This window comes from Sphingobacterium sp. UBA5789 (assembly GCF_002418355.1).
Taxonomy (GTDB): Bacteria; Bacteroidota; Bacteroidia; order Sphingobacteriales; family Sphingobacteriaceae; genus Sphingobacterium.
The window spans coordinates 557,615-569,239 of the sequence record NZ_DIDX01000004.1 but is presented as its reverse complement, the minus strand read 5'-3'; the positions used below and the strand labels follow the sequence as shown (position 1 = coordinate 569,239).

At 37.5% G+C, this 11,625-nt stretch carries 14 protein-coding genes; 9 read left to right on the top strand and 5 right to left on the bottom strand.

Annotated elements, in window-relative coordinates:
• Nucleotides 1-107: 107 nt before the first annotated feature.
• The 4 genes from B4B65_RS11730 to B4B65_RS11715 form a co-directional block, all read right to left on the bottom strand.
• Entirely contained in the window at nucleotides 108-476 is a 369-nt protein-coding gene (locus B4B65_RS11730) for a nuclear transport factor 2 family protein (RefSeq protein WP_293915784.1), read from the bottom strand.
• Nucleotides 477-651: 175 nt separating this feature from the next.
• Nucleotides 652-1,110, bottom strand: coding sequence for a hypothetical protein (locus B4B65_RS11725; RefSeq protein ID WP_293915783.1), 459 nt, complete (start codon nucleotides 1,108-1,110; stop codon nucleotides 652-654).
• Between the two features lie 19 nt (nucleotides 1,111-1,129).
• A complete protein-coding gene (locus B4B65_RS11720) occupies nucleotides 1,130-3,934 on the bottom strand; it encodes a bifunctional aconitate hydratase 2/2-methylisocitrate dehydratase (RefSeq protein ID WP_293915782.1) in 2,805 nt (934 codons plus the stop codon).
• Between the two features lie 265 nt (nucleotides 3,935-4,199).
• Entirely contained in the window at nucleotides 4,200-4,502 is a 303-nt protein-coding gene (locus tag B4B65_RS11715) for a winged helix-turn-helix transcriptional regulator (RefSeq protein WP_201679221.1), read from the bottom strand.
• A gap of 144 nt (nucleotides 4,503-4,646) precedes the next feature.
• Between B4B65_RS11715 and B4B65_RS11710 the strand changes: the two genes are divergently transcribed.
• The 6 genes from B4B65_RS11710 to B4B65_RS11685 all read left to right on the top strand — a co-directional run bounded on the left by B4B65_RS11710 (nucleotide 4,647) and on the right by B4B65_RS11685 (nucleotide 8,647).
• Nucleotides 4,647-5,246 carry a nitroreductase family protein gene (locus B4B65_RS11710; RefSeq protein WP_293915781.1) on the top strand — a complete coding sequence of 200 codons (600 nt, stop codon included), beginning with the start codon at nucleotides 4,647-4,649 and terminating at the stop codon, nucleotides 5,244-5,246.
• Between the two features lie 156 nt (nucleotides 5,247-5,402).
• The gene (locus tag B4B65_RS11705) at nucleotides 5,403-5,744 is read left to right on the top strand and encodes a YciI family protein (RefSeq protein ID WP_293915780.1); all 342 of its coding nucleotides are present in this window, start codon (nucleotides 5,403-5,405) and stop codon (nucleotides 5,742-5,744) included.
• A 23-nt stretch (nucleotides 5,745-5,767) separates the two neighbouring features.
• On the top strand, nucleotides 5,768-6,073 hold the full coding sequence (locus B4B65_RS11700) for a hypothetical protein (RefSeq protein ID WP_293915779.1): 306 nt from the start codon (nucleotides 5,768-5,770) through the stop codon (nucleotides 6,071-6,073).
• Nucleotides 6,074-6,095: 22 nt separating this feature from the next.
• Complete coding sequence (locus tag B4B65_RS11695) at nucleotides 6,096-7,352, top strand: RNA polymerase sigma factor (protein WP_293915778.1); 1,257 nt, start codon at nucleotides 6,096-6,098, stop codon at nucleotides 7,350-7,352.
• Between the two features lie 144 nt (nucleotides 7,353-7,496).
• Nucleotides 7,497-8,024, top strand: coding sequence for a hypothetical protein (locus B4B65_RS11690; protein ID WP_293915777.1), 528 nt, complete (start codon nucleotides 7,497-7,499; stop codon nucleotides 8,022-8,024).
• Between the two features lie 161 nt (nucleotides 8,025-8,185).
• Complete coding sequence (locus B4B65_RS11685; RefSeq protein ID WP_201679215.1) at nucleotides 8,186-8,647, top strand: hypothetical protein; 462 nt, start codon at nucleotides 8,186-8,188, stop codon at nucleotides 8,645-8,647.
• Between the two features lie 85 nt (nucleotides 8,648-8,732).
• Here the strand turns inward: B4B65_RS11685 and B4B65_RS11680 are convergent, their stop codons facing one another.
• Nucleotides 8,733-9,320, bottom strand: a complete 588-nt coding sequence (locus B4B65_RS11680; protein WP_293915776.1) for an NUDIX hydrolase — start codon at nucleotides 9,318-9,320, stop codon at nucleotides 8,733-8,735.
• 22 nt (nucleotides 9,321-9,342) lie between these two features.
• Here B4B65_RS11680 and pyrE point away from each other — a divergent pair, with 22 nt between their 5' ends.
• The 3 genes from pyrE (at nucleotide 9,343) to B4B65_RS11665 (ending at nucleotide 11,589) form a co-directional block, all read left to right on the top strand.
• The gene (gene pyrE, locus B4B65_RS11675) at nucleotides 9,343-9,990 is read left to right on the top strand and encodes an orotate phosphoribosyltransferase (RefSeq protein WP_293915775.1); all 648 of its coding nucleotides are present in this window, start codon (nucleotides 9,343-9,345) and stop codon (nucleotides 9,988-9,990) included.
• Between the two features lie 18 nt (nucleotides 9,991-10,008).
• On the top strand, nucleotides 10,009-10,407 hold the full coding sequence (locus B4B65_RS11670) for an SRPBCC family protein (RefSeq protein WP_201679212.1): 399 nt from the start codon (nucleotides 10,009-10,011) through the stop codon (nucleotides 10,405-10,407).
• A gap of 231 nt (nucleotides 10,408-10,638) precedes the next feature.
• Nucleotides 10,639-11,589 (top strand): 3'-5' exonuclease, encoded by a 951-nt coding sequence (locus tag B4B65_RS11665; RefSeq protein ID WP_293915774.1) that lies wholly within the window; start codon nucleotides 10,639-10,641, stop codon nucleotides 11,587-11,589.
• Nucleotides 11,590-11,625 lie beyond the last annotated feature (36 nt).

The window sequence follows — 11,625 nt, the reverse complement described above, 5'->3', positions numbered from 1 at the left end:
CCTGATTTATAAAAAACTGAAATAAAGTCCTTTATTATAGCTTAGCGTTAGCGTTGCAATACTATCTGGCTACAATGTCCTTTAATAGTTATACTTTTTTGAGATGCTTAGGCTTCAATTTGGATTGCGCTTCCACCCACTACTTTAATACCTTCGGTAAATTCTTTCCAAAACCGGATATACCGAAACTTAGCCCCAAACGGTTCGCCTTTATAATTTCCTTTCAACTGAATTACTAAGGTGATCACTGCCAGATTATCAATAATATTCAGATTTTCAATATCAGGAGTAAGTTCATGGATAATCAGATTACCCTCACGATAAGTATTTAAGTCGACTTCTTTTGTGATTACATTTCCATATGGGTTGATAAAAAGCAAATCCTGATGCAGCAATTCATCTAGCTCTTGTATATTACTTTCTTTAATAGCGCTGTAAAGCCTGTTTTCCAGGTTTAAAACTTCATCTTTTGTCATAATTTTTCACGGATTAAATTTGAGTATTTGCTTTTGCAGGATTGCCATCCATATTTCAATAGCATACATAAACGTTTTTCAGAGGATGAAAATTAATATTTCGATCCGCTGGTCTTCGAAGTTACTCTAAACTTTTAGAAAATACCGGTAATAGTATTCTTTTATTTTCAAAGAGTTAACTGTTTCCTCTGGCAGTATTTATTGCATCCAGATATTGGTTAATACAAAAGCGAAACTTAAGATCTCTGTAATTTAGATCGAATGGAAGAACTTTAGAGAAGTTTTTAAAATCATGCCAGATCACGTCGTCAGATCCGATGGATATCTGACAGGTAAGGCTATGGTCTCCCGGAATACCGGAGTACTTGTAATCAAACAGTGCATACCTGTTGCCGGAGTACATATAGTCGTCCAGGGTTTTACACAGGAAGTGATTCTGATTGTCAAAAGCGATGAAAGGTGAAATCCCTTCATAGAAACCGTTTTGGATGCGCAAGCCATGTTTAATAAGCTGTATAGTCTCAATCTTTTCTATTATCATCCTGAGATCAACTCCATTTATATAAATAGTAGTTGTCAGATAATCTTCTAATTGAGACCGTACGCATCCAAAACGTATTTCATCAATCTTCATTGCTGTACAAACGAGAAATCTAGAAAGAAATCTGGTGAGCGGCTGAAGAATCTGTAGTCATTTTTTTAATAGGAGGCGAAAACTGCGTTAGCTTAATTCCTTTAACAGCAGCTTTATACTCTTCAATGGTAGGGGTTCTTCCAAAAATAGCGGACAGAACAACTACCGGAGTAGATGCCAGTAATGATTCTCCCTTCTTACGGTCTGAATCTTTAACAACACGCCCCTGAAACAAACGCGTAGATGTTGCCATTACGGTATCACCCTGCTCAGCTTTCTCCTGATTACCCATACACAGGTTACATCCGGGACGTTCCAGATACAGGATATTGTCATAGGATGTACGGGCAGTACTTTTAGGTGCTGCATCATCAAATTCAAATCCTGAATATCTTTGCAATACATCCCAGTCTCCCTCTTCCTTGAGTTCGTCAATGATATTATAAGTAGGAGCAGCCACAACTAAAGGAGCGTGGAATTCTACTTTTCCGTATTGTTCCTCCAGGTTTTTCAGCATCCTGGAAACAATCTTGATATCCCCTTTATGCACCATACATGAACCAACAAAACCAAGGTCTACGTGTTTCTCTCCACCATAATAAGAAAGTGAACGAATGGTATCATGTGTATAGCGTTTTGATGCATCTACATTATTTACATCCGGATCTGCAATCATAGGCTCATCGATAATGTTCAGATCAACTACGAATTCAGCAAAATATTTCGCATTTTCATCAGGAGTTAACGGTGGTTTTTCACCTGATCTGATTTCCTCAATTCGTTTATTTGCTTTATCAATAAGACCCTTAAGTACTTGTTTCTCATTATCCATACCTTTTTCAATCATGATTCTGATCCTGTCTTTTGCGATCTCCAATGATTCAATAAGGGTATCCGGCTGGGAAATACAGATGGAAGCCTTGGCTTTCATTTCTGCTGTCCAGTCTGTAAAAGTAAATGCCTGATCAGAAAGGAGCGTACCGATATGTACTTCTATAACTCTTCCCTGAAATACATTTTCTCCGTTAAATTGCTTCAACATCTGTAATTGAGTAGCATGCACTACATCTCTAAAATCCAGATGATCATTCATTTTACCTTTGAAAGTTACTTTTACCGATTCAGGGATAGGCATAGAAGCCTCACCTGTAGCCAGTGCAAGCGCTACAGTACCGGAGTCAGCACCAAATGCAACTCCTTTAGACATACGGGTGTGAGAGTCACCACCTATAATAATAGCCCAGTCATCTACAGTAATATCGTTAAGAACCTTATGAATAACATCGGTCATTGCATGATATACACCTTTCGGATCTCTGGCTGTAATAAGACCAAAGTCATTCATAAAGCTCATCAGTCTTGGGATATTCTGCTGAGACTTACTATCCCAGACAGAAGCCGTATGACAACCAGACTGATAGCCGGCATCTACTATAGGAGAAATTACTGTTGCCGCCATTGATTCCAGTTCCTGAGCAGTCATCAATCCGGTCGTATCCTGAGAGCCAACAATATTTACTTTTGCACGAACATAAGATCCGGCATGCAAAACTGCTCCCGAAGTTCCGACAGCATTTCTGTTAAATATCTTTTCTACTGCAGTAAGTCCCTGACCCGGATTTGAAATCTCTTTGGAAGGAGCAAATACAGTCGGAGCAACGATTCCTAAAGTTTTAGCGGCAAAAGTCTGTAGCTTTTTACCAAACTCAATAGAATAAGACCCCCCGGCTTTCATGAATTCGATCTTTTGAGGTGTGAATGCTGATGTAACATCCATTATTTCCTGGCCGTCTTTGTATAGTTTTTTGGTTTTTGTATTAACGGTAAGAACTGTACCTGTATCAACAGAATATGTTTGTTCGAGAACAGGCTGCCCTTCCGAATCTACAACCAACTTGCCGTTTTCATCAAACTTTTTAACCCAGTTTTGAAGATCCAGACCAATACCACCGGTTACACCTACAGTAGTAAGAAATATCGGAGAAATACCGTTTGTTCCTGCTACTACAGGAGCAATATTTACAAATGGAATAAACGGACTTGCCGATTTACCGATCCACAGAGCCACATTATTTACACCCGACATTCTGGAAGAACCTACACCCATAGTACCTTTTTCAGCTACCAGCATAATTCTTTTATCCGGATGTTTTTCTTTAAGTTCCTGTAAGTCTTTTTGTTGCTGTTTATTGTGCTCAAACATACACTGACCATGGAGCTCACGGTCAGAACGGGAGTGAGCATCACTGCCCGGAGAAAGTAAATCTGTAGAAATATCACCTATACCTGCAACGAAAGTTACTAATGAAATTTCCTCAGGTATATCCGGCAGTTTTGTGTAGAATTCTGCCTTAGCATAACTTTCAAGAATATCTTTGGCAATTGGACTGCCATTCTCAAACGCTTTCTCTAATCGGTCTGTATCCGCTTCATAAAGAAAAACCTGAGTTTTAAGCACCTCTGCAGCACTCTTAGCAATAGCCGGGTTTTCACCCAATGCCAGATCCAGCAAAACCTCAATAGAAGGACCGCCCTTCATGTGAGATAATTGCTCAAAAGCAAATTCAGGTGATATTTCTTTTACCTGAGAAGTCCCCAGAATAATTTCTTTCAAAAACTGCGCCTTCACACGGGCAGCACTTGTTGTTCCCGGTAAGACATTATAAATAAAGAAATTCAGCGAATCCGCACGATGTTCGTGGTCTGTATCTTTGATCTGTGCGATTACCTCGCTCATCAATTCAGCACCATCAATCGGTAAGGGGTGAAGTCCCTGGGTTTCTCTGTCTGCAATCTGCTTTAGATATTCATTATATCTGCTCATAAATTAATTTTAGTATTAGAAGGGGTCTTAAGTTGTCTAAACTCACAAATTTAAGCAATTTATCCAGAAAGTAGATAATTCTATGTCTACAAATTTGTTCCGTACTTTCTTGATAAACAAAGAAATTGTAAGTATTACCAAAGCTCAGCTTCTTGTTTATTATTAACTATTTCTATTTTACGGTGGAATTCACCTGACAGAAACAGCAACTGTTATTCATATTCTATTCTAAATGTATCATTCGTCAACCTTAACAGCTAATACATTATTGTGGCATGACCTTTATCCGGTTATTAGCTGCCGCCGTTTCTCTTCCCCACTTTGCGACGGCTTCCAGCAAAGGGATAAGTGTCTTTCCAAATTCCGTCAATTCATAATCTACTTTGAGAGGAGGCTTGCTCGTATGGACAGTCCGGATTATCAAACCGTCTTCTTCCATTTCCTTTAATTGAAGACTTAAAGTTCTTTCTGTTATCAACTTACATTCTTTTCTCAGTTCACTATATCGTTTTTTTTCGATTAAATGAATAAGGATTACCGCTTTCCATTTACCTCCTATGTACTTCATAGTCAGGCTGGTGCTGCAGGGATATTTTTTATCGTCTATACAATACATCTGTTACTGTCTTTTTTGACCGTTATTGCAAAGATAATACACTATACTTAGTTTTGCAACAGTAAAAAGTATAGTATAAATTTAAATGTAAACAATATGACTTTTCTAAAACTTGCAGAAAGCAGGTACACCACTAAAAGCTACTTTCCGGCACAAAAGATTTCAGCTGAAAAAATCGAAACATTGAAAGACATTATACGGTTAAGTCCGTCGTCCATAAACAGTCAGCCATGGAAGTTTACCTTCGTTTCGGATGAAAGAGTAAAAAGCGAATTGGCTGCAGCCTCTTATTGGAATGCTGAAAAAATCAATCAGGCCAGTCATTTGGTTGTCTTTAGTGCCATTGATGACATTCATGCCTTTGAAAAACAAATTGCAGAACACCTTCCGGAAGGTTCGGTAAATTATTATAATCAATTTTTGAAACCAAAAGAAGAGCGTGATATCAAAAGCTGGCTTCAGCATCAGGTATATCTTTCCCTTGGATTCTTTCTTTCTGCCTGTGCCAGCCTGCAGATAGACAGCACACCCATGGAGGGAATTCAAAATGAAGAATATGATAAAATTCTTAAATCAGAAGGGTATAAAGCACTATTTGCGGTTGCAATAGGATACAGAAATACGGCTGACAACAATCAACCATCCCTTAATCCTAAATCCCGTTTGCCGTTTGAACAGGTCATTAAGTCGATATAATTATTTGTAGATTTTTTAGGAATTTTTATCGGGTATTTCAAATTTAGTATCAAATACTTTGCTTGTAAAATCAATAATCACTAATTTGTTTTTAAAAAATGTCCCTCTTTTAAAAAATCAATCGTCATTAGGTCGAACATTAAAATAGTTAAAAAAATGAAAGAATTCGCATTAATCTTCAGACTAAAAGACATTTCTGATTTTCAACCTTCACCAGAGCAAATGCAGGAAAGAATGAGTTGGCTGGCTGGCATAGCGGCACAAAATAAACTGGCGGACAAAGGAAATACTCTTTTACCTTCATCCGGAAGTGCTAAAACAGTAAAACCGGATAATATAGTTACTGACGGACCTTATACAGAGATTAAGGAATTTATAAGCGGCTATATTGTAGTTAAAGCAGAAACTATTGATGAAGCTATAGAAATAGCAAAAGGCAATCCGGTATTTAAAATTGGAGGAAGTATTGAAGTAAGAGAAGTTTTAAAAAGAGATTAACAATCCTGAAAAAAAAGTTTTTTATGATCGTAGTAAAAGTAACGTATACTGTAAACAGTGAATATGTAAATACCAATAAAGAAAGGATACAAAATTTCCTGACAGACTTTAAAAAATTGGACAATACGCGGTTTCTGTATTCAGTATTTCAAAAAGAAGATGGTGATACATTTGTCCACCTTTCTCAGTATCAGAATAAGGATATCCAGCAGGAATTGCTGAATACGGCAAGTTTTATACATTTTCAGGAGCAGCGGGATAAAAACCTGGCTTCTGAACCTCAGATTGAATTTTTAAATTTCATTGGAAATTCAGAAGATACACGATAACGTATTAAGAAAGGTGTGAACATTGTCTGATAAAGAAGTACATAACGATCTTTTACCTCACTTATTCCGACAGGAGTATGCTAAAATGACGGCTGTTCTATGCCGTCATTTTGGTTTACATGATATTGAAATAGCGGAAGATATTGCAAATGATACTTTCCTGAAAGCCTCTGAATACTGGGCAATTAATGGTGTCCCTGAAAATCCAACAGCCTGGCTCTATACTGTAGCAAAGAATAAAACAAAAGATTACTTCAAACACAGAGACATTTTTGAATCTCGGATCAAAAAGGAAATAAAATCCGATATGCCTGAAGCTGAGCATGAATTTGAATACAGCGACGAATTAATTGCAGACAGTCAGCTGGCTATGATCTTTGCTGTTTGTAATCCTGCAAATTCACAAGAAAGCCAGATTTGTCTTGCGCTGCAAATTCTTTGCGGATTCAGTATAGAAGAAATCGCCAATGCCTTTTTAATACCCGCAGAGACTGTGAAAAAACGGCTGCATCGTGCAAGAACTCTTCTTCGGAATAACAGTTTTCAGATCAGCGGATTAACCGAATCCCAAATTAAATCCAGACTGGAAGCTGTTCTCAAAATATTATACCTGTTGTTTAATGAGGGCTATTTTTCAAAATCCGGAAATAAACAAATCAAAACTGACCTTTGTTCTGAAGCCGCAAGACTAACCTTATTCTTAACTGAAAATCCGATAACAAATACAGCACAGACAAATGCGCTGCTCGCATTGATGTGTTTTCAGAGTTCAAGACTGGAAGCAAGGGCAGGAGTGAACGGAGAAAGTATACTTTTTAATGAGCAGGACAAAAGCTTATGGGATCAATCGCTGATACAGCGTGGAAATTATTATCTCGTACATGCTACAGCAAATTCAGCCAGTTCTCCTACAAAATATCATTTAGAGGCTGCCATTGCCTACTGGCATACCACAGAGACAGTTACTAAATGGACAAATATATTACAACTGTATGATCAGCTTATTTTAATGGAGTCCTCTCCAATAGCTGTACTAAACAGAATCTTTGCTTTTGCGCAGGTATATGGGAAAGATAAAGCAATACTAGAAGCTAAAGAACATAAATTAATCAAAAATAGTTACTACGAAGCGCTGATGGGTTATCTGCATACTCCCACGGATATTGACAAATCAATGGCACATTACAGACAGGCTATTAAACTGACCAAATCTTTAATTGAAAAGCAGATGCTTCAAAAGGAAGTGGAACGCCTGGCGCTGTCAAATAGTCAACACTAAGAAATAGTATGAAGAAGATAAGTCTTGTAACAAGTATCTTATTATATCAATAATACTTCTTTTCATTTTGAAACCTAAAGGATTGCCAAAATCCCCGGATTCAGGGAAACACAGACATTCCTATTTTATCTATTTTTGGTGAATATGCAGCAATTAGTTTCGCTATCTCAAGATGAACTTAAACGATTAAAAAAGAAATCCCGCTTCAATTTCTGGATTGTTCCTGTGCAGATGTGTGCAATGGCTGTTATTATAACCTGGATATTCGGAAAAATAGTAATCGGCTTGCTTGTCTGTACTGCTGTACTAACAGTCTATACAATTGTCTCTCTGGTCGCATGGAAACATCCCTCTGTCACCGGAAACCATAAAACGATTCGCAGACAAATTGTAGAGGAAGTCCGTATTGAAGGTTCTGGATATAAATTGAAATATGCTTCCATTTATATAAGACTGAAGGAAGAAGGCGAAGCTACAGGAGCTGATTCTATAAATGATTTTCTGATTTATCACAGTTATGGTAGTATCGGCTACCAGCAGGATAAGGATTTACCAAAATACGGTAAAGAACTGGAAGGTAAGATAATCGAAATAGAATATATTACGGAAACCGGACTGGTGCTTGATTTGCGTACTAAGCCTCCTTATCAATTAAAGGACACGGGTAAATAAATCTCTCCCCATCCATTGATAATAAATAACTTAACTTTCTTCTTTCCGTTGTCAAAAGTAGAATTTCTCTTAACATCTTTTAACAATAGTACATTAAACTTTAGGGCTTCCGATCGATCTATTAGATAAAATTAGTTCATTGATTACTAAAAAAATCGAAGATGAAAAAAATGCTATTATTGGTAGGTCTTATGTCCGGATTGACATTTGCTACTTATGCTCAGGAAGTTCAAAGTAAACCTGTAAAAAGAACAGATCGAGGCGAAAAAATGATAAATAAAACTCCGGAAGAAATGGCTACCCTACAGACGGAGCGATTGGATAAGGACCTCAAGTTTACAGAAGCACAAAAGAAACAAGTCTATGCTATCCAGTTGAAAAGTGCTCAAAAACAAAAAGAGGTTATGACGGATCAGAAAGCCGGTCGGGAAGCTTTCCGTGAAGGAATGAAACAAAATCAGGAAGAGCTTAACAAAGTACTGACTCCTGAACAACAAAATATCCTCAAAGAGAAACGTGCGCAACGCGGAGACCACATGAAAGGAAAACGTAAAATGGACGGCGAGCGCAGAAGTAAAAAAGCTGAAAAAACAGCTCCTGCTGAAGATAAAACTTCATTATAATATTAAGTTCATATTCCGATACATTTTAATTTAGTTTAGTTAGTTTAACAGACGGGCAGCCCTAATCGCTGCCCGTTTTTTTGTATTATTTTCTGATTTTTTTGATTACATCCAGAATCAGCGGATACGTATTTTCTCTTACTTTTTTCAATCGGGAAGGAGTGAGCCATTCTGCCTCTGTAATATCCTCTTCATGCTGAGGAATCAATTTCGGAACTTTATTAATTCCCATGCGATACCAATTGGTTGCTTTCAGCACAAATTTACCGCGCATATAATAAGTATGATAGGTAGTAATAAGTTTTGGACCCAGATAATCAATTTTAACGCCTGTCTCTTCCTCCACTTCACGAACAGCTGCAACTTTCATTTTTTCAGCTTCTTCAACCTTTCCTTTTGGTAGGTCCCAGTGTCCTAATCGGAAAATGAAAAGATATCCTCCTTCACCATTTTCAACCAAACCACCGGCAGCCTTAATGATTTTTGCTTTATCCAATATTTTTTTAAAAACTACTTCAAATTCCGGATGGATATACAGATAAGTTATAGGTTCGGTACTCTGCGAAGACTGCGTGAAAAGTTTTTCCAGGTCAATTTCTTGAATGCCAATTGTTTGAGGGTTTTCAATGTTCTTAGGAACGAAATCTGTCAAAATTAAAACAGATTGGTTCATATAAATTTTATAAATTTGCTGCATGAATAATTTAAATGAGGTTGAACAAAAAGTTGCTGAATCCTTACTGCAAATTAAAGCAATTAAATTGCAACCTAAAAGTCCTTTTACATGGGCTTCGGGATGGAGATCACCAATTTATTGTGATAATCGTATTACATTGTCTTATCCGGCTATCCGTACTTACATCAGACAAAAACTTTCTAAACTCATTCAGGAGGAGTTTGGAAGTGTCGATATGATTTCCGGAGTTGCCACTGCAGGTATTCCTCAGGGAGTATTAGTAGCTCAGGATTTGGGCTTACCATTTACTTATGTTCGTAGCAGCGCAAAAGATCACGGTCGCCAGAATCTTATTGAAGGTGAAGTAGTGAGTGGACAGCGCGTGGTGGTAGTGGAAGATTTGGTATCTACAGGAAAAAGCAGTCTTCAGGCCGTAAAAGCCCTGCGTGAAGCGGGTTGTAATGTAGTTGGTCTTGTGTCTATATTCAGCTATGGCTTTGATGAAGCTGTACAGAATTTCGCAGAAGCCAAATGTGCTTTTTTCAGCCTATGTGATTATAATGCCTTAATTCAGGTAGCAGCAGAACGCAACTACATTATGGAAGAAGATGTTGATGTCCTGAGACAATGGCGCGTAAGCCCATCTACATGGGAAGCAACGGTATAACGTTAAATTTTATAAAAGATGACCATTATTCAAAGTAATACAGAAATCAATAAGTCTATAGCTGAAGTATATCTGTTTTTGGCAGACTTCAATAATCACGAAGGACTGATGCCTGAAAATATTTACAATTGGTCATCTACAGCAGACGAAGCCAGATTTACTATCCAAAATATGGCCAAGCTGGCTTTGAAGATAGAACTGCGTACTCCCAATGAAGAAATAGTAGCTGTACCAAGTGAAAAGGCACCCTTTGATCTGACGCTTCGCTGGAGACTGATATCCGTATCAGAAACCGAAACAAAAGCTAACTTTGTGATAGAAGCAGATTTGAACATGATGATGAAAATGCTGGCTTCAGGTCCACTTCAGAAATTAGCGGATCATCAGACAGCAAAACTAAAAGAACTGTTAGGATAATACTAACATTTTATAACGTAAACAAAAGGGAGCTAGATAGTTCCCTTTTGTTGTTTATTATAATAGGAATGAAAAAATGGTGCTGAAAATGCACTGCTTTACAAATTGTATCCCTAGATAGATTTTTATATTTAATTTAAATTTATAATGCTATTGTCATTCTGAAATGATAATGCCATATTTGAAACTTTACTTTGTATTTTTGTATAATTTAGCTAGAAACATTCATTCATGGAACTGAAATTAAAAAGACCATTGGCATTTTTTGACTTAGAAACCACTGGTGTAAATATCCCCTTAGATCGTATTGTTGAGATCTCTATTCTAAAGGTGATGCCTGACGGTAATAAAGAAGTGCTGACGTACCGTATTAATCCCGGAATGCCTATTCCAGCTGAATCATCTATGTTTCATGGTATCTACGATGAAGATGTAAAAGACCTTCCTTCATTTAACGAACTGGGGCAGGAGATAGCAGATTTTATAGGAGATGCGGATCTGGCAGGTTATAATTCCAATAAGTTTGATGTTCCGATGCTAATGGAAGAATTTTTACGTGCAAATATAGACTTCTCACTGGAAGGCAGAAATTTTGTCGATGTTCAGAATATCTTTCATCAAATGGAGCAGCGCACACTGAAAGCTGCATACAAATTCTATTGCGACCAGGATCTGAATAATGCACATACGGCAGAAGCAGATGTCACTGCAACATACGAAGTGTTAAAGGCACAGCTGAGCCGTTATGAAGATGTCATATTTGAGGATAAGCATGGTAACCAGAGTAAGCCTGTAGTGAATGATGTAGAAGCACTGCATGCGTTTACGAATCTGAGCAAGCCCGTGGATTTTGCCGGTCGTATTGTATATAACGAAGACGGTGTAGAGGTTTTCAGTTTTGGCAAGCACAAGGGGCGTCCGGTAGAAAATGTATTTGAAATAGAGCCAAGTTACTATTCATGGATGATGCAGGGTGACTTTCCTCTATACACGAAAAAATGCCTGGAGCGGATATGGACACGGTTTAAGGAAAACAGAAAGTCAGCTGCTCCAATACCAGCTTCCACACCTGAAGAAAAAAAACAGGTAAAAAAAGATTTTCAGCAGAAAAACAATCCGTCAAAAGGTAAGGCCATTACTACGGATATGTTAAAAGATCTGCAAAGTAAATTTGGTAAATAAAAAGATAATATAAATCATACAAATAACTATTATTCA

What these genes read in the sequence shown, in the direction of transcription:
- B4B65_RS11730 (WP_293915784.1), bottom strand. Translation starts at nt 476, where the DNA reads ATGACAAAAGATGAAGTTTTAAACCTGGAAAACAGGCTTTACAGCGCT.
- B4B65_RS11725 (WP_293915783.1), bottom strand. Translation starts at nt 1,110, where the DNA reads ATGAAGATTGATGAAATACGTTTTGGATGCGTACGGTCTCAATTAGAA.
- B4B65_RS11720 (WP_293915782.1), bottom strand. Translation starts at nt 3,934, where the DNA reads ATGAGCAGATATAATGAATATCTAAAGCAGATTGCAGACAGAGAAACC.
- B4B65_RS11715 (WP_201679221.1), bottom strand. Translation starts at nt 4,502, where the DNA reads ATGAAGTACATAGGAGGTAAATGGAAAGCGGTAATCCTTATTCATTTA.
- B4B65_RS11710 (WP_293915781.1), top strand. Translation starts at nt 4,647, where the DNA reads ATGACTTTTCTAAAACTTGCAGAAAGCAGGTACACCACTAAAAGCTAC.
- B4B65_RS11705 (WP_293915780.1), top strand. Translation starts at nt 5,403, where the DNA reads ATGAAAGAATTCGCATTAATCTTCAGACTAAAAGACATTTCTGATTTT.
- B4B65_RS11700 (WP_293915779.1), top strand. Translation starts at nt 5,768, where the DNA reads ATGATCGTAGTAAAAGTAACGTATACTGTAAACAGTGAATATGTAAAT.
- B4B65_RS11690 (WP_293915777.1), top strand. Translation starts at nt 7,497, where the DNA reads ATGCAGCAATTAGTTTCGCTATCTCAAGATGAACTTAAACGATTAAAA.
- B4B65_RS11685 (WP_201679215.1), top strand. Translation starts at nt 8,186, where the DNA reads ATGAAAAAAATGCTATTATTGGTAGGTCTTATGTCCGGATTGACATTT.
- B4B65_RS11680 (WP_293915776.1), bottom strand. Translation starts at nt 9,320, where the DNA reads ATGAACCAATCTGTTTTAATTTTGACAGATTTCGTTCCTAAGAACATT.
- pyrE (WP_293915775.1), top strand. Translation starts at nt 9,343, where the DNA reads ATGAATAATTTAAATGAGGTTGAACAAAAAGTTGCTGAATCCTTACTG.
- B4B65_RS11670 (WP_201679212.1), top strand. Translation starts at nt 10,009, where the DNA reads ATGACCATTATTCAAAGTAATACAGAAATCAATAAGTCTATAGCTGAA.
- B4B65_RS11665 (WP_293915774.1), top strand. Translation starts at nt 10,639, where the DNA reads ATGGAACTGAAATTAAAAAGACCATTGGCATTTTTTGACTTAGAAACC.